The following is a 21,669-nucleotide window of genomic DNA, read 5'->3' as shown; positions in this document are numbered from 1 at the left end:
CATTATATAGGAATGAAATTCCTTTAATGCCATATAAAGGTAAACTATATATTCTCCAATATGAAGCGATATCAGTTATAACCGATTCAAATTAATAGACCATATTAACTTACTGCCACCCTTAGATATATTCTAAATTATGTTATTTAATAAAGAATATAGGGAACTAAATAGGACTGTAAGTGATTAAAGGTTGACTATTAGCTTTATGATTATTTTATAAAGCAAACGAGTAAAATTAATTAAAAGTTTGAAATTTAGAATGGATGTTTTCGTGCCGAATCCCGTTAGTAAAAAACCATTATCTATTGAAAAACGCCCAAGTCGTGAAGAGGCTGAGCAAGCCGTTCGCACATTGCTTTTATGGGCAGGCGAAGATCCTGATCGGGAAGGCTTGGTTAAAACTCCTGCACGCGTTACCAAAGCCTATGGTGAATTATTTGGTGGTTATGAGCAATCGGTGGAAGATATCTTGGGAACTGTATTTGAAGAAGTCGCTGGCTACAATGATCCAGTGCTTGTTCGTGACATTGAGTTTTTTTCCCATTGCGAACATCATATGGTGCCGATCATTGGCAAAGCTCATATTGCTTACCTTCCTGATAATTGCGTGGTTGGCTTATCAAAACTACCAAGAGTTGTTGATGTTTTTGCGCGGCGCCTGCAAACACAAGAAACAATGACCGCCCAAGTAGCCGATGCAATCAACAATAATTTAAAGCCGCGCGGTGTAGCTGTTTTAGTTGAAGCGGAACATTTGTGCATGGCAATGCGCGGGGTAAAAAAGCAGGGTTCAACCACGATAACGGTCGCATTTCGCGGTCATTATCAAAATAATCCGCAAGAACAAGCGCAATTTATGAATATGATAAGGGGATTTCGATGAAGTCTGAAAATTTTTCTTCTCCTTTTATTGATAAGGAAAAGCAGGAAGAAGGCGATATTTTCGCGCCGCGCTTTGACCAAAATGGCTTAATTACAGCCATTGCTTGCGACCATGTAACCAACGAAGTTTTGATGCTAGCATATATGAACAAAGAATCTTTGGAGCTTACTTTAAGCACTGGCATTGCTCATTATTGGTCACGCTCTCGCCAGTCACTTTGGAAAAAAGGCGAAACTTCAGGCAATATGCAACAAATAAAAGAAATTCTTGTCGATTGTGATCAAGATGCACTTTTGCTTAAAGTTGAAGTGGAAGGTCACGGACCAACATGTCATACGGGAAGACAGAGTTGTTTTTATCGTAGCATTCAAGTTAAAAACGGCAAATCACTATTGTTAAAAGTTTAACGAATAATGGTTCAATGAAATCATTGAGCATCTTTGCTTTAAAATTAGCTCTTGAAACGCACTTGCCTCATCTTTTAGGCAACATATTGCTTCATTTAAGTGCTAAGATAACCAACATCTAAAAAAATTGTTATATTTAAAAAAAAGTGCTTGTCATAAAGTTACACATTTGTTACATGCCGCTAGCTGATTTATTTTAGCTTCTACCACGTGCGGTCGTGGCGGAATTGGTAGACGCGCAGCGTTGAGGTCGCTGTGGGGCAACCCGTGGAAGTTCGAGTCTTCTCGACCGCACCATTTTTTAACTTTTAAATTTCGATAAAAAAGTGTTATTGCTTATTTTACCTTTCGATTGGTCCAGCAATTTTCTCCACTTTATTATATCTTTTAAACTGCGCCTACCATTAACTTTGATAAAAATATCGCGTTTCCTAAAAATACTTAAGAGAATTGGCTTTCTATAAAAATGCAGATAGCTCTCACAGTTGATATCCACTAAACAAAGTTATTTTGCAAATATTATAATTTACAACTTATTCCAAGCAATTCTATACAACAAACATTTATATCAAATGGTCATGGAAAATAAACCAATTGTCACAGTTTTGACTAAGCTTTGCCTAGAAATGGTACCTAATTAAGGATTAGAAACTGCATAATGATGCTATTTAAAGATTCGTGTAGCATTTTGACTATAAGAAAATTTTATCTTGGTTTACTACACTTCTTTTAATCAAAAAAGTGCAATTTTTTTTTACTTTTTTAACGAATAATAACCTTAATTAAAACTGTCTGCGGCCCTATGGAGACTCTGATGAAAGCCATATTAAAATCGGCAATATTATCATGTGTAATTGCTTTACCAATGCCCGCCCTTGCGGAATACTCAATTTCAACCCTTGATAGCAATGACGCGCAAAGCATGATCAATTTAGGGACGACTGCCGCTATTGAAACCAAGGCAAATATTTGCGTTGCCATCGTTGATCCATCAGGGATGTTGATTGCCTTTCAACGTATGGATAGAGCACCACTCAGCTGTATTGATGCCGCAATAGCAAAGGCAAAATCGGCGGCTCTTTACAAAATTAAAACATCGGTCAATATGGATCGCGTTAATAGCGCTGAACCTGCTATCGCAACGCTGCCTAATTTGGTGCCAGTTGGTGGCGGGGTACCAGTACTCAATAATGACGTTGTTGTGGGTGCAGTTGGCGTTAGTGGTGCTATACGCAATGTAGAAATTCAAATTGCTGAAAAAATTGCCAATTCCTATACAAAATCCTTGGCTCAAGCCCACAATAATTAGAATACACTAATATTTTGAAACATAATCGCGTCTGCTATTCCAATATGGATCACTGATATTGGAATAGACAGTTTCAAACAGCTAGTTAGCCTATAGAAAATGAAATATCAAATCATAGAAACAATATGTGATAAGAGATTATCACCAATCGCATTGAAGACCAAATCCATGCAATAAACGCCGCGTTGCAAAATCTGAAGTTTGAGATGTAAAGAAAGCCAAATCTGCAGCAAGATCCATTTGTTCAGATAAAGGCTTTAGCAAAGAGGCCGCACGCCGCGAAATCGCTTCGGCAGGGTCAAGCCAGTCTACAGGCCAATGGGCAACTTTCCGAAAAACATTGATTAAAAATGGATAATGGGTGCAAGCAAGCACAACAATATCAGTGCGGCCATTGCTCTTTTCAATAAAGCAACCAGCAATTTCTCTGCGTACCAATTCATAATCAATAGCCATGCCACGCAAGTAGCCTTCTGCAATCATTGCAAGGCTTTCACTCCCCACCAAACGCACTTGGCATTGCTGCGCAAAAGACGCGATAAGGTCACGGGTATAGGCACGTTTTACGGTTCCTGGTGTCGCTAAAACAGAGATAATTCCGCTTAATGTTTGCTCGGCTGCTGGCTTAATTGCAGGAACAGTTCCAACAAATGGTACATTGCTAAAATGTCGTCGCAAATCGGCCAAAACAAGCGTTGAAGCTGTATTGCAAGCGATAATGCAAAGCTCAGGATCATAACGGCGTAAAAGCCATTCAAACAAAATAAGAATACGTTCGCGCAACGCATCCTCATCCCAAGTACCATATGGGAAACCTGCGTCATCAGCCACATAAATAAAATGGCGATCAGGCATTACAATACGTGCTTCACGCAGTACCGATAGGCCACCGATACCGCTATCAAAAAACAGAACAGGACGAATACGCTCGCTCATAAATTCCTACTCGCAATCATCGATTGGCTTTTTATCTACCCTACCCCTACGCAGTGATTCACCCTCGGGTGCACCTGCCCCGCGTGGCCTTTGCGGCGAAAACCTATCTAGTGACGAGATAACGCCGCGTAAAAGCTTGAGCTCTGAATCGCCGAAATCTGCCCTCGTTAAAACCGCTCGAATTTTATCAACCATTACTTGCTTGCGCTCTACCGGTCTAAAATAGCCCCTAACATCCAAAGCATCTTCCAATTGATCGAAAAATCCATAAAGACTATGTTTTTCAGCTGGTATATAATCTGGGCCACGAAAAGCGGTGTCAGTGCTTTTATCTAACGAGGTCTTCATCCACTCATAAGACATAAGTAAAACAGCTTGCGCAATATTTAAAGAGGCAAATGCAGGATTAACCGGAAAAGTTACAATTTCATCAGCAAGGCTAACTTCTTCATTAGAAAGTCCAAAACGTTCACGCCCAAATAAAATGCCTGTTTTTTGGCCATTTGTTTCTAATACTCGTAACCTTTGTGTTGCTTCGACGGGACTGCGCACTGGTTTAAAACCATCTCGTTCACGGGCTGTCGTTGCATAGATAAATGTCAAATCGCTAACAGCATCGCGCAAATTATCAAAAACAACCGCATTTTCGATAATATGATCAGCTTTACTTGCTGCAGAAAATGCTTTTTCGCTAGGAAATTCTTCGCGTGGATTAACAAGACGCAATTCAGCCAAACCAAAATTGGCCATTGCACGTGCTACCATGCCAATATTTTCTGGCAATTGCGGATTAACAAGAATGATTGCAGGCCCCTCTTTAATCATTGCGCGATTTTTATCTGTACCAGCCATAATAATATATTTTCTCTATTTCACCTGAATTAAACATTGTTGAAAGATCAATATCACCAACAAAGAGAAGTTAAAAAACCTTTGATCGTTCTTTGACATTATCATGGTAAAGTCAATAGCGAACCAAAACTTAGCATGGCTAAGTAAGTCAACATCTACTTAACCATACAATATAAAAATCGCTTTGCAATTATGCATCCTTAACTCAACCGATCATGCGCTTTTTTTAATATCGATTAAAGTGCATTCCCATAGCATCAGTAGATATTAACCTTTTAGCAACCTTATTCTAAGTTATTTATTTTTTTCTTCAAAAAATCACAAAAACGGTCAGAGATGATCATTTTTTTGCCTAACTGAAGCCTTGTTTGCAGTCCAGTTTTGCCTTCATGAAATAGAAATAATTTACTTGACCGATATAGACAGATTGATGAGGTTCAAAATGAAAAGTGAAACAAGAACAACCGTCGCGCTTTTTGCAACAGGACTTATTGCTATAATCATGGTTTTTGGCGCAAACCTTACGATCTCAGATATTATTCATTACTTTGTTCAATAATTGCAATTCTTAGCTTATTATCATTGAATATTAATTTTTATGATAGGTGCTATAAGTAGAGCTGATTAATTGACGAGGATCTCGTATAAATATTTCAATCTAAATAGATTTTAATTTCCCATGGGTAGCGATTTGCTTTTTCATTGGCCATATCCTATCATATGCTATGCTTTTTACTTCTCCTCTTACACCGGCGCGTCTCATTAAACGCTATAAGCGGTTTTTAGCCGATGTCATTCTTGAAAATGGCGATGAAATAACGGTGTCGGTTCCAAATACTGGTTCCATGCGCGGATTACTTCATGAAAATGGCAGGGTTTGGCTCTCCCATTCTGTTTCGCCCACCCGAAAATATCAGTATAGATTAGAAATCGTAGAATCGAACAATATTTTAGTAGGGATCAATACGTCTATTCCCAATAAAATTGCTGAAGAAGCGATCCAAATAGGTCTTGTAGCCGACTTGTCTGGTTATAGCTCTATTTTACGTGAACAGCACTATGGCAGCAATTCCCGTGTCGATCTCTTGCTAAGAGATACGAATAAAGTTGATACTTATGTCGAAGTAAAAAACGTTCATTTTATGAGAGAAAAAGGTTTAGCAGAATTTCCAGACACAGTAACTACGCGCGGCACTAAGCATTTACGCGAATTAGCCAAGATGGTAGAACAAGGCAAACGAGCGATCATGCTTTTTGTTATTCAACGAGAAGATTGCGACAAAATGTCAATTTGCGCCGATTTAGATCCTATTTATGGTGAAGAATTTCAACTTGCACGTAAAAAAGGGGTTGAGGCTTTTGCTATAGGGTGCAAAATAGATATTGAAAAAATTGAGGCTTATCGGCCGCTACCAATTATAGAATCGCCAATTATAGAATCGATGGATAATTAATGGTTTCCTATATAGATTATAAAAAAGTACCAATTGAATATACAGGACAGATCCGCATTTTTGACAAGCAAGGTTTTGACGGCATGCGCAAGGCCTGCAATTTAGCAGCCCGCTGCCTTGATGCATTGATTGACTTCATTAAACCTGGCATTACTACCCAATCCATTGACGATTTTGTTTTCGCTTTTGGCGCCAAAGAAGGCGCACTGCCAGCGGATCTTAACTATCGTGGCTTTACCCATTCATGCTGCACATCATTAAACCACGTGGTGTGCCACGGTATTCCAGGCGCGCGCATATTAAAAGAGGGTGATATTGTTAACGTTGATGTTACCTTTATTGTTGAGGGCTGGCACGGCGATTCGAGCCGGATGTATCCGGTTGGAAAGATTAAACGCGCGGCCGAACGCTTAATGGAAGTAACGCACGAATCTCTCATGCTTGCTATTGCGGCAGTAAAACCAGGCGCAAGAACAGGTGCGATAGGGCATGCAATTCAAACCTATGCTGAAAGTCAGCGATGTTCAGTTGTGCGTAATTTTTGCGGTCATGGTGTTGGACAATTATTCCATGATACACCCAATATAGTTCACTATGGTGTACCAAGTGATGGCCCAGAACTGCGTGAAGGCATGATTTTTACGATTGAGCCAATGATTAACCTTGGCAAGGCTGATGTTAAAATTTTAAAAGATGGCTGGACAGCCGTCACCAATGACAAGTCCTTGACTGCGCAATATGAGCACACAGTTGGGGTTACCGCAGATGGTTGTGAAATATTTACAGTATCTCCAGCCAACATGTTTTATATACCGCCACAAGATTGAGTGAGACTTATAATATTTATCCTTAAAGATTCCTTCCTGTTTATGATGGCTTAAAAACAGGAAAGGATTGTTGAAATGCTATAATATAAGTCATCTGCAATTACCTAATAAGAGGCTTTATGCAGGCATGTAAGGGGGAGAACCATGTCGGATAAGGACAATAGAGGCAGTTTTCAGGAAGCTGATTTTTTTAGCCTTGTAGGTCAAATAGCACCGCAGGTAAAATTGAACACCCACGAAAATACAAAATTGCTGGATACGAAAAAAGGTAAAACCAAGCAGCCAAAAGAGAAAATGCATTATGAAGGGCATAGGCAAAGGCTTCGACAACGTTTCATTGAAACAGATGGGCAAGCACTAGCTGACTATGAGTTGCTGGAACTCCTTTTATTCCGCTCGGTTCCTCGTGCAGACACAAAACCACTAGCCAAAGCTCTCTTGCAACATTTTGGCACATTGGCAGATGTGCTCGGTGCAGATATAAAACGCCTTACTGACGTAAAAGGGTGTGGTGATTCAATTGCATTAGACCTTAAAATTATTGGCACGACAATCACAAAAGCCAATAGGGCAAGCATTAATAAACGCAATATTTTTTCATCTTGGGATAAGGTTATAGATTATTGCACATCTGTCATGGCGCATGAAACTATTGAGCAATTCCGTATATTATTTCTTGATAAAAAAAATGGTTTAATTACTGACGAAATTCATCAAAGTGGAACGATTGATCATATCCCTGTCTATCCAAGAGAAGTGATGAAGCGGGCTTTAGAACTTTCTGCTGCGGCTATAATCCTTATCCATAATCACCCATCGGGAGATCCTACTCCCTCACGAGAAGACATTTCCATGACCATAAAACTGATGGAAGTTGCCAAAGGTTTAAATATAACCATAATAGACCATCTGATCATCGGAAGAAATGGCCATATCAGCCTAAAATCCCTTGATCTCATATAATAAAAGCCAACTTTCCGATTGAAAAAAGCTGGCTTTCGTTTCATGTATCAATTGGCTATGCTTACAAGTCAATATCCAAAATTGCCATGGAAAAATTATAGGATAGCTCACCCTCGTCATCGTCAACATATACAACGCCAATGAATTCATCATCAATATAAACTTCGCATGAATCATCTTTACGTGGCCGAGGCTTAACACTAATCGCCGCATTACCGAATGTACGCTTAAAATAAGCATCTAATTTTTTGATCTCTTCAGGCTTCATAAGACTCTCCTGCTAATATTTTACTGCATTTTAAAATGTCTATAGCAAATAAACAATCATATTAGCTACTACTTATTTTAAATCTAATTCCATTGTAATTATTATATAGGTTGGTATTTTTACGGTTAAAGATGCTCGTAAATGTAACTTTATTTGATAGAAGTAAACAAAAACGCCTTAACACAATAATTTTGAGTTATTAAATGTATAAAATCTGCATCACTTCCACTGATCATTGCGATATATGTACCTTTTCACCTAAATATGACCGAAGCCGATCAATAATTATTTCAATGATCACTTTTTAAGTAATAACACATCCGTTGCATTGATTTGCAAAATTAATTTGCAGATTTTACTTACCTTTTTTAAAAAGAAGAAATTAGCCAAAATGAAAGCTATTAAAATTTTTCTGTTCAGTTACTAAAGCTTACAATCAAAAGAACATTTAAAAGGTTAAGCAACCTCCTAAGATATATAGCGCCGAGCCTTATAAAAATTATTTTTATTTCCTTATAATAAATGATAACAGCTCAACGAGGCAAGCATTTTACATTATTTTTTACATAAGAAACGATTAGTTCAAAAGCTTTTATCACAGTAGCTTGTCTTACATTCCCTCGCCCTATATCGCCAAAATGTGCTTTAAAATGCAACGGTTCAAATTGCTTTAACGCCACAGCAAGATGAACCAGACCAACGGTTTTTTCATTGCTGCCACCATCTGGTCCAGCAATACCAGTGACTGCAATACTAATATCCGCCCTGCTATGGAGCAAAGCGCCCTTTGCCATTGCAACCGCAACCGGCTCTGAAACTGCACCATATTTTTCTAACAGACATTGATCTACACCGACCATGCTCATTTTGGCTTCATTTGAATAGGTAACAAAACCACAATCCACGACATCTGATGAACCAGCAATATCGGTAAGTGCCGCCGCAATCATGCCACCAGTGCAAGATTCAACTGTTGCCAATAAAAGCTTTCGCTGTCGGCAAATCTTTAATACTTCGCGGGCAAGCTCATCAATAATCTTGGCATCAATCATAAAGGCACCTCACCTGGATAAATAACATTGGCTGTTGCAATTGCCGCAATACCTTCACCACGACCGATAAAACCCAGTTTTTCATTTGTCGTTGCTTTGACCGATATTCTATCCTTGGTGATACCAAGCATTTCGCTTAATGCAGCAAGCATCGCATCACGATGAGGCCCAACTTTTGGTGCTTCAGCGATTAAGGTAATGTCAATATTAGCAATACGCCCACCATATTGCTTAACAATTGACACCGCATGGCGGACAAAAATATGGGATGCAGCCCCACGCCACTGCGGATCAGATGGTGGAAAATGGGTACCAATATCCCCAGCTCCCCTTGTCGCTAATAACGCATCGGTCAAGGCGTGTAATGCAACATCAGCATCTGAGTGGCCTGACAGCTTTTTATCAAAAGGAATATCCACACCGCAAAGTGTAACATGATCCCCCGCTTCAAAACAGTGGACATCATAACCATTTCCAGTACGTATATCAGGATACATGCAATTCACTTTCTGCTGGCTTTTACCTTGTTGCTTTGCAAAAATTTGTTGGGCGCGACCAAAATCTTCCGGCCATGTTATTTTTATGTTATCGGCAGAGCCTATCAATACTTTGACCGGAATACCAAAAGCCTCAGCAAGAGCTGAATCATCAGTAAAATGATCTTGCCGATTTTGATGAGCTTTCTTATGGGCGTTAAAAATCAACGAAAAAGGAAATGTCTGCGGTGTCTGCGCGCTAAATAGACCATCTCGCTTAATTGTTGCAATAATATTATTATTACCATCCACCTTTTTCAAAGTATCTGAGATAGGAATTGCAATGATAGTCCCGCTTTCCACTGAAAGATTTTTATGGATATTATCAAGAAGTTGTACCGTAATAAAGGGACGCGCAGCGTCGTGAATATGCACAAATTCTGGTGAATATGATGATAAATATTCAAGACCAGCCAAAGTAGATATTTGCCGTGTAGCTCCACCAACAACTAGCTTTATACGCGCTTCAAAGCGCTGAAGTGCTGCTTTTGCAAGATCTAAATCATCTTTGTGGATAACAACAATAATTTGTCCGACACTGGGACAATCAACAAATCTCTGCACGGTTTTACATATAATTGCCTCGCCTTGCAAATTTTCATATTGTTTAGGCCCGACGCTACCAGCACGTTCACCGCGACCGGCAGCAAGAATAATCGCTGCAACCGTTTTTGACATTGAAATAATAAAGCCTCATCTCTTTTGAGAATATCAGCCTGCCATTTTGCAGCTTTCTTCAATTTGTTCAATGCCCAACCGACTTCTAAACTGTGGACGCTGCAAATCTGCAATGGTTGTCGCTGACAAAACATCGAAAAAAGCTTTTAATGCCTTTGATAGAGTTGCATTCAAACCACAAGCATTGACGAGTGGACATTCAACAGCATCATTTTCAAAGCATTCCGCCATCGCAAAGTTTTCTTCAGTTACTTTGACAACATCCGCAACACTAATCTCTACAGCAGGCTTAGCAAGCTTAACCCCGCCATTGCGGCCCCTTACTGTTTGCATTAAGCCTGCCTCAACGAGAGGATGTAAAATTTTAAACAAAAATAGTTCAGAAACTGAATAGGCCTTAGCAATTTCAGGTACTTTGCTAAGCTCACCTTCATTGGCGGCACAATACATAAGCATCCGAATTGCATAATTGGTTTGTTTTGTAAGCCGCATAATAGTTCCTTCCATATTGGCCGACTTTACGACCATTTCCATAAGGCAAATGCCTTGACTGACGCGCGCCAGTTTATAACTATTCTAAAAAAAAGAAAGTGTTTTTTAATATTAAAATTTCATACTGTTAAAACAAAAAATCACATTAAAAATCAATTCCAAAATAAACCTAAAAACAAACTACCCACTGAACAAGTATCATAATTTTAGATTATCTATTTGAGATATAAGCAAAAAAACTAAACTATCAATGTGGCATTTAAACACATCATGTCATGCTTTTATCCAAGACTATTGCATTTTTCACCGTTCACGACAATAATTAGTGAATAATCATAAACCATATTGCATATTTCAACTACATAAGTCTACTTGGGTGGAAATCAAGCTTACAATATTATAAAACCAAATATCTTTCCTAAAAAACTTTACTGTCTAAATTTTGCTTTCTATGTCTTAGGAACATGACTGTAAAAAGTCAGATTAATTTTTTTTCATATTTTTATCACATTTATGCATCTTTGTTGCAATTTCGACACAAAATGTTGCAATATTACCACTGAAATCCTGTAAGCTTTAAATTATTAAGATTCTCGATTAATTTTTTCAAGCTAAGTCAAACTTAGAAAAACGTTTTAAACACAAACATTATTCGACCTTATTCATTTTTATTAGCTTAACTAAATTGAAAATAACTTATAGATTCAAAAATTTAATTATCATTAGATCCTTATATTTAAAAGGTAGATCATGACCAATTCATTGGTAAAAAAGAATAAAAGCAAGGCCATCCAATGAAAGGTTTTAAAGCGCCCCGATTGACTGAAGAAGAACGTCTTCAAGGAAAGGCTTTAAAAAAGCGGCGTGCAGCTTTTGGTCTTTCAATAATCGTCCTTGCGTTATTAACAGCTGCAATATCGTTTCTCATTCTTATTGGATTGACGCCTATCCCCCCTGACCGTCCGGTCACAATAGTGTTAATTTTTACCAATGTGGCAATGATTATCTGTTTGATTGCGGTCATCATTCATGAGCTTTATCCAATCATTAAAGCATGGCGCGCACGGCGGGCGGCATCAAAACTGCATGTTCGCATCATAGCGCTTTTTTCATTGGTCGCCGCTCTTCCAGCTTTAGTTATTGCGGTCATCGCACTTGTTACACTTAATTTAGGGCTAGACCGCTGGTTTGATGTGAACACCCGCCAAATTGTTGATTCATCGGTTAATTTTGCAAATGCATATGAAAGCGCGACACTAAACTCGCTGCAAGCGGCCTCTTATACTATGGCACAACAATTGGATAACCGCCAATTATTAAACTTAAATCCAGTTGAATATAAACGACAACTGTCCTTGCAGGTAACCGGACGAAATCTAAGTGGCGCTTTTTTGCTACGCGAAGATAGATCAATTATCGTCCAAAGTGATCAAGCTGAGGGTTTAGATTTACCCATCCCCCGTAAAGAATGGATTGAAGAAGCTCAAAGTGACAAGCCTGTTGCTTTTAGACCGGGTCAATATGATTATTTTGGCGTTATCCTAAAGATGCAAAATATCGATAATGCTTGGTTATATGTGGTCGGCCAAGTTGATCCGCGTGTTTTGGACGCGTTTCGCTTAACTGAAGATAATACCAACCGCTATCGCGACATGGAAGCAAATCGTGTCACCATGCAAATTGCTTTTGCTGTTCTTTATTTTTGCCTTTTCCTCATCATGCTTTTATCGGCAATTTGGACAGCAATTGCTGTGGCTGATAAGCTCGTTCTGCCTATCCGCCTATTAATTGGTGCGGCAGATGATGTTGCATCAGGCAATATGAATGTTCTCGTTCCAGTAAGGGCACGCGATGGCGATGTTGGTCAATTATCTAAGACCTTTAATTACATGGTGGCTGAGCTTAAAAATCAACAAAATTTGTTAATTTCAGCCAAAGATCAAATTGATGAGCGGCGCCGCTTTTCAGAAACAGTTTTATCGGGAGTAAGTGCCGCTGTTATCGGTGTTGACGATCACGCTGACATTACCATTATTAACAAGTCTGCCGAGACAATGCTTGAATTCAAGCCAGAAGAAGTTATTGGACGCAGCCTCATTTCAGTGCATTGCGAAATTGGCCGCGTTTTTGAAGTCGCGCGCTCTTCAGCTAAAAAAATTCATCGCGAACAAATATCGATCACTCATCATGGTCGGGCACGTGTGTTTAGCGTTCAAACCACAATGGAAGATTCAAAAAACGAAGCACATTCATGGGTGGTAACAATTGATGACATCACCGACCTGATCGACGCGCAACGATCATCAGCTTGGGCTGATGTTGCCCGCCGTATTGCCCATGAAATTAAAAACCCATTAACGCCAATCCAGCTTTCTGCCGAGCGAATCCGCCGTCGTTACGGCAAAGTTATCACAAGTGACCGCGAAGTTTTTGATCAATGTGTTGATACAATTATAAGACAAGTTGGTGATATTGGACGCATGGTCGATGAATTCGCTTCATTTGCACGCATGCCCAAACCGGTCATGGCAACCACAGATTTACGTAATGCCTTGCGTGAAGCTAGCTTCCTCGTTGAAGTTTCACGCCATGAAATTAAATTCGAACGGGATTTTGGTGAAGAACCTCTCATTGGCAGTTTCGATAATCGCCTTATCGGGCAGGCTTTTGGTAATGTTATTAAAAATGCCAGCGAAGCGATTGATGCTGTTTCGGGACGCGACGATTTTCATGGTCATATATTCGTGCGGTCTTATGATAAAAATGGTACTATCTATGTTGATATTATTGATAATGGTAAAGGGCTACCAAAAGATGACCGGCAAAAACTTCTAGAACCTTATATGACAACACGGGAAAAAGGCACTGGTCTTGGTCTTGCAATTGTGCGAAAAATCGTTGAAGAACATGGTGGCTATATGGAATTGCATGATGCACCTAGCGATTTTTATGATGGCATTGGCGCAATGATCCGCTTTATTTTTCCTAAAATAGAAAATAACTATAAAAATATAGACATAGACATGTCTTCTAAAGAAGAAGGTTTAAAATAATGGCATCTGATATTCTTGTAATCGATGATGAAATGGACATTCGAGAACTCGTTGCTGGCATTTTAGAAGATGAAGGGCATGAGACACGTATGGCAGGCGATGCAGATCAGGCATTGGCCGCTATTAATGAGCGCGTTCCCCGCCTGATTTTTCTTGATATATGGTTGCAAGGAAGCCGTCTTGATGGCCTTTCTTTGCTTGATGAGATTAAGAGACAATATCCAAACCTTCCCATCGTAATGATTTCTGGCCATGGCAATATTGAAACAGCGGTTTCAGCAATCAAACGTGGCGCTTATGATTTCATTGAAAAGCCCTTCAAAGCTGACCGACTAGTTTTAGTCGCAGAAAGAGCTCTTGAAACATCAAAATTAAAGCGTGAAGTTACAGAACTACGCAAAAAAGTAACCGATACACCAGAACTCCTTGGAAATTCTTTAGTTATTAACCAATTGCGGCAAACCATTGAAAAAATCGCCCCAACCAATAGTCGCATCATGATAACGGGCCCTTCCGGCTCTGGTAAAGAGATGGCAGCACGGATGATTCATGCGCTATCGACACGCGCTAACGGTCCCTTTGTCACCTTAAATGCGGCGACAATTACACCAGAGCGCATGGAAATTGAGCTATTTGGTACCGAAATGGACGGTGGCGAACGCAAAATCGGTGCTTTAGAAGAAGCTCATGGTGGTATCTTATACCTCGATGAAGTAGCCGATATGCCGCGCGAAACACAAAATAAAATTTTGCGTGTTTTAACCGAGCAAAAATTTGAGCGAGTGGGTGGTAATAAACGGGTCAAAGTTGATGTGCGGATTATTTCATCAACCGCACAAAATCTTGAAGGACTGATTGCTGAAGGCTTATTTCGCGAAGATCTTTTCCACCGTCTAGCAGTCGTTCCCTTGTCTGTTCCCTCGTTATCACGCCACAGAGAGGATATCCCTACCCTTGTTGACTTTTTCGTCAAGCAAATTGCTAGCCAAACAGGAATCCGACCACGCGTTATTAGTGAAGATGCTATGGCGGTTTTACAGGCGCATAGTTGGCCTGGCAATGTGCGGCAATTGCGCAACAATGTAGAGCGGCTTCTGATTTTAACCCGCGATGATAATAATGAAGAACCGATTACGGCTGAACACTTACCTGCAGAAATTGGCGATTCCCTACCCCGCGTCCCGACCGATAATGACCAGCATATTATGGCTCTTCCATTGCGTGAAGCGCGCGAACTATTTGAGAAGCAATATCTTGTTGCCCAAATAAACCGTTTTGGTGGTAATATTTCGCGCACAGCAGAATTTGTCGGTATGGAACGCTCGGCTTTGCATCGAAAATTAAAGTCTCTAGGGGTATATTAAAATATGCGGGTTATTATTTGTGGTGCAGGCCAAGTGGGCTATGGCATTGCCGAACGCTTGGCAGCAGAGCAAAACGATGTGACAGTTATTGACATTTCCCCCGATCTTATTTTTACAATAAGAGACGAACTAGATGTGCGCGGACTTGTCGGCCATGGTTCTCATCCTGATATGCTAGCTGCCGCAGGTGCTGATGAAGCGGATATGCTAATTGCCGTTACCCTCCACGATGAGATTAATATGGTTGCTTGCCAAGTAGCCCATTCCCTTTTTGCCGTACCAACAAAATTTGCCCGCGTTCGTTCCCAAGCCTATCTTGATCCGCGCTATCAAGATCTTTTTTCGCGCGAAAACCTTCCCATAGATGTTGTTATTTCCCCTGAAATTGAAGTTGGAAAGCTTATTTTACGGCGCCTTGCTGAGCCTGGCGCTCTTGATGTTTTAAGTATTTGTGATGGTAAAGTTATTTTTCTTGCCATTAGCTGCAGTGATGATTGTCCTTTGGTAAATACGCCTCTACGGCAGTTAAGCAGTTTATTTCCCGACCTACAAGCAACGGTCGTTGGTACAAAACGCAATGGTAAATTATTCATTCCACAAGCTGATGATGAATTAAATGCTGGTGATGTGGTTTATGTTGCGGTTGCAGATAAGCAAGTACGCCGCACTATGGCGCTGTTTGGCCATGAAGAACAAGAGGCGCGCCGCATAATTATTGCAGGTGGTGGCCATATTGGTCTTTATGTTGCACAAGAAATAGAAAAGCAGAACCATCCTGCCAAAGTCAAAATGATTGAATTTGATAAAGAACGCGCTCTGTACATCACCGATAGATTGAAAAAAACACCTGTTTTGCATGGCAGCGCATTGGATCAAGAGCTTTTGCAAGAAGCAGGAGCTGAAACCGCAGATCTTATCGTAACTTTGACCAATCAAGATCAAGTCAATATTTTGAGTGCGATGATGGCAAAACGTCTTGGCACATCGGCCAATATGGTTCTTATCAATGATCCTGTTTATGAAGAATTTACGCGAACTGATGGTATTGATGCCCATATCAACCCTCGTAATGCAACCATATCAAAAGTTTTACAGCATGTAAGACGCGGACGCATCAGGGCGGTACACTCTATTTCCGACGGCAAGGCCGAATTATTAGAAGTAGAGGCTGTAGAGACATCTCCGTTAGTTGGCAAAACGATTAAGGAATTAGCACTATCAAATCGTTTACGAATTGGTGCTATTTATCGTAAAGATGAAATAATAAGACCTACAGGTGACTTACGGCTTCAAGCAAAAGATCGCGTGGTTATTTTCGCGTTAGCTGACGCAGTCAAAGAAGTAGAGCAAATGTTTAGGGTGAGCTTTGAATTTTTTTAACGAGCATTTGTTCTTTAAAAAACTTGTTCGCTTGATTTTCACCTTGCACATTAACGTAGGTTACAAATATTAAAAATAAATGCGTAAAACAGCCAAATTACGTATTTTAATGACCTCTAAAATACTCTAAAGTAGTAGAACACTACTTTGATCAGGAAATGTTTATGGATATTTGTACCTTCTGGTATGGAGAGAAACTCCGCTATATTGACCGACTTTGCCTTGCATCTATGGTACAAACTGGCCAGCATGTTAAATTATATGCGCATAATAACGTAGAAGGTGTGCCAGAAGGTGTTGAGCTATGCGATGCTGAACCTATCCTGCCGCTTTCACTGCTCTATAAGCTTGACCCTAGCTTTCCAAACTTTAAGCCCTCACGCTCTATCGTACAGTTTTCTGATATTTTTCGCGTTATGCTGATGAAATACCAAAAAGGCGTTTGGCTTGATACGGATATATATTTAGTAAAACAATTTCATCCAAATCCAAGCGAAGTTTGGCTTGCCAGCGATAATGCCAGACGCATTGGCGTTTCAGCCCTTTATCTCCCACACGATAATCCAATTATCAACGATTTTGAAAACTATATAAAGGGAAGTAATCTTGTGCCCTCATGGCTTGGCTTTAAAAAGCGGGTATGGTTGCCATTTTTACTTAAGCTAAAAGGTGAACCAGTACAGCCTAATCGACTTGGTATAACGGTTTTTGGCAATGACGGCCTATCTCGACTTGCAAAAAAATATCATTTTTTTGATAAAGCCAAACCTCGAGAAAGCTTCTATTACTGGTCAGGGCGTGATGCTGAGAAAATATTTGATCCAGCCTTTGGCATTGTACCAACACTGCATAAGGATTTTATCGGCTTTCACATTCACAAAAAAGCCAAAACAGAGCAACCACCAATTGAAGGTAGTTTTTTTGATTGGGCAATTAAAAGAACACCACTTTCGTAATTTTGTAAAAAAAGATAAGCGATTGCCGACAGCAATCACCTATTTGTTGATAAAAAAACACATTAACACAAAACTTATCTTTTTTCACTATTGCGAAAGGGGGGACTAGTACCCTATCTATTTTACTAAACTTATCGCTATTAGTCAGTGATTCGAGATTTTACTAAGATTTGATCTATTTTTTGTAGATTAAAATTAATTAAATGAAAGCCATATAATGAGTGAATCGATTGAAACTGCAATGAGCCTTGTTCCTATGGTGGTCGAGCAAACCAATCGCGGCGAACGAGCTTATGATATTTTTTCGCGCCTTTTAAAAGAGCGTATTATTTTTATAAATGGCCCTGTTGAAGATTATATGGCAATTACTGTTTGTGCGCAGCTTTTGTTCCTTGAGGCTGAAAATCCTAAAAAGGATATTCACCTTTACATCAATTCACCAGGTGGATTGGTGAGTGCAGGCATGGCTATTTATGATACAATGCAGTTTATTCGCCCCAATGTTTCAACCCTTTGCATGGGGCAAGCAGCTTCTATGGGATCATTATTGTTGACAGCGGGCGCTAAAGGTTCGCGTTTTGCTCTGCCCAATGCTCGCATCATGGTGCATCAGCCTTCAGGTGGTTTCCAAGGTGCGGCCTCGGACATTCAACGTCATGCCGAAGATCTAATTAAGGCAAAACGACGCCTTAACGAAATCTATGTAAAACATACTGGGCAAAGCTATGAAATGGTTGAAAAGACGCTTGATCGTGACCATTTTATGACTGCACAAGAAGCAAAAGACTTTGGCCTCATTGACGATGTCATTGAAAAACGCGTTGTTAATGAAGCTGAATAATACAATTATTAGCGAGGCCCAACCTCGCTATTGATTAAAGATTTTAAAACGTCCTTTTTAAGTGTATAATATTTGCTTTTTAATATTGACATAAAAATTGGCCAAGTTTTTCATTCTTTAGGCTAAACGGCTTGATTGAAAAACAAAAAAATTGCTAGCCATTTATCCAAAAACTGGAAATATGGCTTAAAAGGGGAAAAGATATTTAATCTTTCTGGATTTAGATATCTTGCTTAAGCAGAATTAAATAGCAGATATTATAAACCCGTATAATATCTGTATGAAAGGAAACAGTGATGAGCAAAGTTGGAAACACCGGCGGCGAATCCAAGAATACGCTTTATTGCTCATTTTGCGGAAAAAGCCAGCATGAAGTTCGCAAATTAATTGCTGGACCTACCGTATTTATCTGTGATGAATGCGTTGAATTGTGCATGGATATTATTCGCGAGGAAAATAAATCTTCCTCAGTACGCGCAACTGATGGAGTTCCAACCCCACAAGAAATTATGACGGTTCTTGATGAATATGTGATTGGCCAATCCTATGCAAAGCGCGTGTTAGCTGTAGCTGTCCACAACCACTATAAGCGCCTTGCTCACCAATCAAAGAACTCGGATATTGAACTTGCAAAATCTAATATCATGCTTGTTGGGCCAACTGGTTGCGGCAAGACCTACCTTGCCCAAACGCTTGCACGTATCATTGATGTGCCTTTCACCATGGCCGATGCAACAACTTTGACTGAGGCAGGCTATGTTGGTGAAGACGTTGAGAATATTATTCTAAAACTATTGCAATCAGCAGATTACAATGTAGAGCGTGCTCAGCGCGGTATCGTCTATATTGATGAAGTTGATAAAATCAGTCGCAAAGCAGACAATCCTTCTATCACTCGCGATGTTTCTGGTGAGGGCGTACAGCAAGCACTACTAAAGATTATGGAAGGTACTGTTGCATCCGTCCCACCACAAGGCGGACGCAAACACCCACAACAAGAATTTTTGCAGGTAGATACAACCAATATTCTATTCATCTGTGGTGGAGCTTTTGCAGGCCTTGACAAAATCATTTCAGAGCGTGGAGCAAAAACATCAATCGGCTTTGCAGCCAATGTTTCAGGGCCTGATGATCGCCGGCTTGGCGAAATCTTCCACGAGCTTGAGCCAGAAGATTTGCTAAAATTTGGCTTAATTCCAGAATTTATCGGTCGTCTTCCTGTAATTGCAACTTTGGAAGACCTTGATGTTGATGCTTTAGTTCGTATTTTGTCAGAACCTAAAAATGCTCTGGTTAAACAATATAAACGCCTTTTTGAAATGGAAGACGTTGAATTGACTTTTCATGATGATGCCTTGCGCGCTATCGCTAATAAAGCAATTGAACGCAAAACTGGTGCTCGTGGCTTACGTTCAATCATGGAGAAAATTCTGCTTGATACTATGTTTGAACTTCCAACATTGGAGGGCGTGCGCGAAGTCGTTATCTCTGGTGATGTGGTAAGCGGCGATGCGCGGCCACTTTATATCTATGCAGATCGCAAGGTCGCAAAGGAAAATGCAACCGCATAAAGATAGGTATTAGCTACCTCATTTTAGAAATCAAATGTTAAAACCGCATATTGAAAATGCTTTATTGCCTTATCAATATGCGGTTTTTGTATCTAGGATAACGAACCAATCGTTTAAACAAAATAGTATGAACATTTTTTTGCAAGCTCCCAAAAGCCTATATTTGAGAAGAAGCATAAAAATATGAACGATTTAGTGGCTGCTCGATAAGTTCGTGACAAAACTTTCCTATATCCTCAAAAGATAAAAAAAGCCGACATCGTCAGTATCTTAATGCATATTTGGCTTCCCCGAGTTGCCGCTTTATTTATTTTAATTTTTGCGATTATCGGGTTTATTTGTTAATTGATACGCCCTGCCCTTAAGTTATTTTCAACAACGATAAAAAAATTGGAATTCATTTACCTTTTATGGTTAGTGTCTAAACTATATTGCTCAATTTTTTGGGACAAGTTAATTAACAAACCGAGATATTTTCATGATTAGGAGTAAGCCTATGCATCGCTATATCAGCCCAATGATTTTAACAATCGGCTTATATTCAACATTAACACCGTCTCTTAGTTTTGCCGCAACAATCGATGAGCTTGCTCCCTATCGCGGTGTTTATGAATTACAATTAGATAATGCCAGCGATAAGTCAGGAATTTCTGGCTTTTCTGGCCGAATGGTTTATGAATTCACCGGCAATAAATGCAAAGGTTTTACAACCAATTTTCGCTTTGTTAGCAAAGTTGATTTAAGTGAACTACCCCAACGAATGAGCGATCAACAGGTAACAACTGTGGAAAGCGCCAATGGCAAGAAATTCAGTTTTAAAAGCAAAAGCTTTACCGACCAAGAGTTAACCAAAGAAGTAGATGGTAGCGCGGAGCTTGACGATGATGGTTTAAAAATTGAACTTAAAAAACCTGAACTAACAAATCTCCAGTTAGAAAAAGCTGTTTTTCCAACTGCCCATACAATTGAAATCATCAATCATGCCTTGAATAATAATTATTTTTTTAACACCAATATTTTTGATGGCTCCGAAGATGCCGATAAAATAACGCCAACCAATGTGGTGATTGGTAAATCAATCACACCAAAGCCCGACGATGAGACCAAAATCATGGGCAAGCTTGGTGAAGAGCCAGCATGGCCTGTGAATATTTCTTATTTTGATGATAGCAATAATCAAGACGGTCTCCCGACCTATCGCACCAGTTTTTTACTTTACAAAAATGGTGTAACCCGCGACCTAGTTATGGATTATGGCGATTTTTCCATTAAAGGAAAGCTGATTAAAATTGAATTGCTTGATAAGGGACAGACCGACTGCAATTAGTCGCTAAATCAACTTCAACGCAATTAGAGTTAACTGAAGTTTTTAAACATACTGGCAAGCTAAAAGGATAAAAAAAGTATTTTTACCAAAAAAATGGAGTGCAGTTTAATACTTTTTGTTTAAAAAAAGCATCAAATTGCATTTTATTTAAATTTGAATATCTTGATTTGGCTGCCCCACCTAACATTCAAACCAGCATAGAAAGCTTAGGCACAGGTTTTTTAATTTTTTAGCCAATGCAAGCGAAATTTTCATTGGATAAAAGAAACTGACGTTATTAGATAAAAGCTAGTAATGCTGGAAATCGCATATTTTCAGCCCTATCCAACAAACACGACATAAAAATACAATATTTTAAAAGGGCCCAAACAAGCCTTCAACTTCGGCATAAAACATAATCAAACCATCAGCCATTTTTTCGGCGGTCTAACTTGCTGCCTATAGCGCCGTTCCATTTTAATTATTGAAACCTAGAGCTTGCATTTTTTAGAATTACCCAGCACAAATTAAAATGCTT

The 21,669-nt window shown here is 39.5% G+C and carries 19 protein-coding genes and 1 tRNA gene; 14 read left to right on the top strand and 6 right to left on the bottom strand.

All coding sequences use genetic code 11. From position 1 onward, the window contains the following. Nucleotides 1-262 precede the first annotated feature (262 nt). From folE to N5852_RS07025, 4 genes are all read left to right on the top strand, one after another. On the top strand, nt 263-886 hold the full coding sequence (gene folE, locus N5852_RS07040) for a GTP cyclohydrolase I FolE (protein ID WP_262097128.1): 624 nt from the start codon (nt 263-265) through the stop codon (nt 884-886). After that, nucleotides 883-1,293, top strand: a complete 411-nt coding sequence (gene hisI / locus N5852_RS07035; protein ID WP_262097127.1) for a phosphoribosyl-AMP cyclohydrolase — start codon at nt 883-885, stop codon at nt 1,291-1,293. The genes folE and hisI overlap by 4 nt, the downstream gene beginning before the upstream one ends. Nucleotides 1,294-1,505: 212 nt before the next feature. Further along, nucleotides 1,506-1,590: transfer RNA gene (locus tag N5852_RS07030), tRNA-Leu, on the top strand. A 517-nt stretch (nt 1,591-2,107) separates the two neighbouring features. Further along, nucleotides 2,108-2,602 carry a GlcG/HbpS family heme-binding protein gene (locus tag N5852_RS07025; RefSeq protein WP_262097126.1) on the top strand — a complete coding sequence of 165 codons (495 nt, stop codon included), beginning with the start codon at nt 2,108-2,110 and terminating at the stop codon, nt 2,600-2,602. Nucleotides 2,603-2,743: 141 nt separating this feature from the next. Here the strand turns inward: N5852_RS07025 and murI are convergent, their stop codons facing one another. Beyond that, nucleotides 2,744-3,538 (bottom strand): glutamate racemase, encoded by a 795-nt coding sequence (gene murI / locus N5852_RS07020; RefSeq protein ID WP_262097125.1) that lies wholly within the window; start codon nt 3,536-3,538, stop codon nt 2,744-2,746. Between the two features lie 6 nt (nt 3,539-3,544). Then, on the bottom strand, nt 3,545-4,390 hold the full coding sequence (locus N5852_RS07015) for an RNA methyltransferase (protein ID WP_262097124.1): 846 nt from the start codon (nt 4,388-4,390) through the stop codon (nt 3,545-3,547). A 725-nt stretch (nt 4,391-5,115) separates the two neighbouring features. Here N5852_RS07015 and sfsA point away from each other — a divergent pair. The 3 genes from sfsA (at nt 5,116) to radC (ending at nt 7,634) form a co-directional block, all read left to right on the top strand. Then, nucleotides 5,116-5,844 carry a DNA/RNA nuclease SfsA gene (gene sfsA / locus N5852_RS07010; RefSeq protein ID WP_262097123.1) on the top strand — a complete coding sequence of 243 codons (729 nt, stop codon included), beginning with the start codon at nt 5,116-5,118 and terminating at the stop codon, nt 5,842-5,844. Beyond that, entirely contained in the window at nt 5,844-6,671 is an 828-nt protein-coding gene (map, locus tag N5852_RS07005; RefSeq protein WP_262097122.1) for a type I methionyl aminopeptidase, read from the top strand. The genes sfsA and map overlap by 1 nt, the downstream gene beginning before the upstream one ends. A gap of 144 nt (nt 6,672-6,815) precedes the next feature. Then, nucleotides 6,816-7,634: a RadC family protein gene (gene radC / locus N5852_RS07000; RefSeq protein ID WP_262097121.1), complete on the top strand. Its 819-nt coding sequence runs from the start codon at nt 6,816-6,818 to the stop codon at nt 7,632-7,634. Nucleotides 7,635-7,695: 61 nt separating this feature from the next. On the opposite strand, the gene N5852_RS06995 is transcribed toward radC, so the two are convergent. From N5852_RS06995 to rirA, 4 genes are all read right to left on the bottom strand, one after another. Further along, nucleotides 7,696-7,902 (bottom strand): DUF3126 family protein, encoded by a 207-nt coding sequence (locus tag N5852_RS06995; protein WP_182419324.1) that lies wholly within the window; start codon nt 7,900-7,902, stop codon nt 7,696-7,698. A 533-nt stretch (nt 7,903-8,435) separates the two neighbouring features. Next, complete coding sequence (locus N5852_RS06990) at nt 8,436-8,954, bottom strand: CinA family protein (RefSeq protein ID WP_262097120.1); 519 nt, start codon at nt 8,952-8,954, stop codon at nt 8,436-8,438. Then, nucleotides 8,951-10,168, bottom strand: coding sequence for a bifunctional 2-C-methyl-D-erythritol 4-phosphate cytidylyltransferase/2-C-methyl-D-erythritol 2,4-cyclodiphosphate synthase (locus N5852_RS06985; RefSeq protein WP_262097119.1), 1,218 nt, complete (start codon nt 10,166-10,168; stop codon nt 8,951-8,953). Before N5852_RS06985 ends, N5852_RS06990 begins: the two co-directional genes overlap by 4 nt. 33 nt (nt 10,169-10,201) lie before the next feature. Further along, complete coding sequence (gene rirA, locus N5852_RS06980; protein WP_262099715.1) at nt 10,202-10,660, bottom strand: iron-responsive transcriptional regulator RirA; 459 nt, start codon at nt 10,658-10,660, stop codon at nt 10,202-10,204. Nucleotides 10,661-11,454: 794 nt separating this feature from the next. On the opposite strand from rirA, the gene N5852_RS06975 reads away from it, so the two are divergent. From N5852_RS06975 to N5852_RS06945, 7 genes are all read left to right on the top strand, one after another. After that, nucleotides 11,455-13,713, top strand: a complete 2,259-nt coding sequence (locus N5852_RS06975; RefSeq protein ID WP_262097118.1) for a sensor histidine kinase NtrY-like — start codon at nt 11,455-11,457, stop codon at nt 13,711-13,713. Then, on the top strand, nt 13,713-15,077 hold the full coding sequence (locus tag N5852_RS06970) for a nitrogen assimilation response regulator NtrX (RefSeq protein ID WP_262097117.1): 1,365 nt from the start codon (nt 13,713-13,715) through the stop codon (nt 15,075-15,077). The genes N5852_RS06975 and N5852_RS06970 overlap by 1 nt, the downstream gene beginning before the upstream one ends. Before the next feature lie 3 nt (nt 15,078-15,080). Further along, nucleotides 15,081-16,457: a Trk system potassium transporter TrkA gene (gene trkA, locus N5852_RS06965; protein WP_262097116.1), complete on the top strand. Its 1,377-nt coding sequence runs from the start codon at nt 15,081-15,083 to the stop codon at nt 16,455-16,457. Nucleotides 16,458-16,621: 164 nt separating this feature from the next. After that, nucleotides 16,622-17,413, top strand: a complete 792-nt coding sequence (locus tag N5852_RS06960; protein WP_262097115.1) for a glycosyltransferase family 32 protein — start codon at nt 16,622-16,624, stop codon at nt 17,411-17,413. A 217-nt stretch (nt 17,414-17,630) separates the two neighbouring features. Beyond that, nucleotides 17,631-18,254 carry an ATP-dependent Clp protease proteolytic subunit gene (locus N5852_RS06955; protein WP_262097114.1) on the top strand — a complete coding sequence of 208 codons (624 nt, stop codon included), beginning with the start codon at nt 17,631-17,633 and terminating at the stop codon, nt 18,252-18,254. Between the two features lie 296 nt (nt 18,255-18,550). Then, nucleotides 18,551-19,825 (top strand): ATP-dependent Clp protease ATP-binding subunit ClpX, encoded by a 1,275-nt coding sequence (clpX, locus tag N5852_RS06950; protein ID WP_262097113.1) that lies wholly within the window; start codon nt 18,551-18,553, stop codon nt 19,823-19,825. A gap of 496 nt (nt 19,826-20,321) precedes the next feature. Beyond that, entirely contained in the window at nt 20,322-21,152 is an 831-nt protein-coding gene (locus tag N5852_RS06945) for a cell envelope integrity EipB family protein (RefSeq protein ID WP_262097112.1), read from the top strand. Nucleotides 21,153-21,669 lie beyond the last annotated feature (517 nt).

Origin of the sequence: Bartonella sp. HY328 (assembly GCF_025449335.1) — a bacterium.
Lineage (GTDB): Bacteria > Pseudomonadota > Alphaproteobacteria > Rhizobiales > Rhizobiaceae > HY038.
The sequence above is the reverse complement of the archived record's forward strand: the minus strand, read 5'-3'. Positions and strand labels throughout refer to the sequence as shown.

What these genes read in the sequence shown, in the direction of transcription:
- folE (WP_262097128.1), top strand. Translation starts at nt 263, where the DNA reads ATGGATGTTTTCGTGCCGAATCCCGTTAGTAAAAAACCATTATCTATT.
- hisI (WP_262097127.1), top strand. Translation starts at nt 883, where the DNA reads ATGAAGTCTGAAAATTTTTCTTCTCCTTTTATTGATAAGGAAAAGCAG.
- N5852_RS07025 (WP_262097126.1), top strand. Translation starts at nt 2,108, where the DNA reads ATGAAAGCCATATTAAAATCGGCAATATTATCATGTGTAATTGCTTTA.
- murI (WP_262097125.1), bottom strand. Translation starts at nt 3,538, where the DNA reads ATGAGCGAGCGTATTCGTCCTGTTCTGTTTTTTGATAGCGGTATCGGT.
- N5852_RS07015 (WP_262097124.1), bottom strand. Translation starts at nt 4,390, where the DNA reads ATGGCTGGTACAGATAAAAATCGCGCAATGATTAAAGAGGGGCCTGCA.
- sfsA (WP_262097123.1), top strand. Translation starts at nt 5,116, where the DNA reads ATGCTTTTTACTTCTCCTCTTACACCGGCGCGTCTCATTAAACGCTAT.
- map (WP_262097122.1), top strand. Translation starts at nt 5,844, where the DNA reads ATGGTTTCCTATATAGATTATAAAAAAGTACCAATTGAATATACAGGA.
- radC (WP_262097121.1), top strand. Translation starts at nt 6,816, where the DNA reads ATGTCGGATAAGGACAATAGAGGCAGTTTTCAGGAAGCTGATTTTTTT.
- N5852_RS06995 (WP_182419324.1), bottom strand. Translation starts at nt 7,902, where the DNA reads ATGAAGCCTGAAGAGATCAAAAAATTAGATGCTTATTTTAAGCGTACA.
- N5852_RS06990 (WP_262097120.1), bottom strand. Translation starts at nt 8,954, where the DNA reads ATGATTGATGCCAAGATTATTGATGAGCTTGCCCGCGAAGTATTAAAG.
- N5852_RS06985 (WP_262097119.1), bottom strand. Translation starts at nt 10,168, where the DNA reads ATGTCAAAAACGGTTGCAGCGATTATTCTTGCTGCCGGTCGCGGTGAA.
- rirA (WP_262099715.1), bottom strand. Translation starts at nt 10,660, where the DNA reads ATGCGGCTTACAAAACAAACCAATTATGCAATTCGGATGCTTATGTAT.
- N5852_RS06975 (WP_262097118.1), top strand. Translation starts at nt 11,455, where the DNA reads ATGAAAGGTTTTAAAGCGCCCCGATTGACTGAAGAAGAACGTCTTCAA.
- N5852_RS06970 (WP_262097117.1), top strand. Translation starts at nt 13,713, where the DNA reads ATGGCATCTGATATTCTTGTAATCGATGATGAAATGGACATTCGAGAA.
- trkA (WP_262097116.1), top strand. Translation starts at nt 15,081, where the DNA reads ATGCGGGTTATTATTTGTGGTGCAGGCCAAGTGGGCTATGGCATTGCC.
- N5852_RS06960 (WP_262097115.1), top strand. Translation starts at nt 16,622, where the DNA reads ATGGATATTTGTACCTTCTGGTATGGAGAGAAACTCCGCTATATTGAC.
- N5852_RS06955 (WP_262097114.1), top strand. Translation starts at nt 17,631, where the DNA reads ATGAGTGAATCGATTGAAACTGCAATGAGCCTTGTTCCTATGGTGGTC.
- clpX (WP_262097113.1), top strand. Translation starts at nt 18,551, where the DNA reads ATGAGCAAAGTTGGAAACACCGGCGGCGAATCCAAGAATACGCTTTAT.
- N5852_RS06945 (WP_262097112.1), top strand. Translation starts at nt 20,322, where the DNA reads ATGCATCGCTATATCAGCCCAATGATTTTAACAATCGGCTTATATTCA.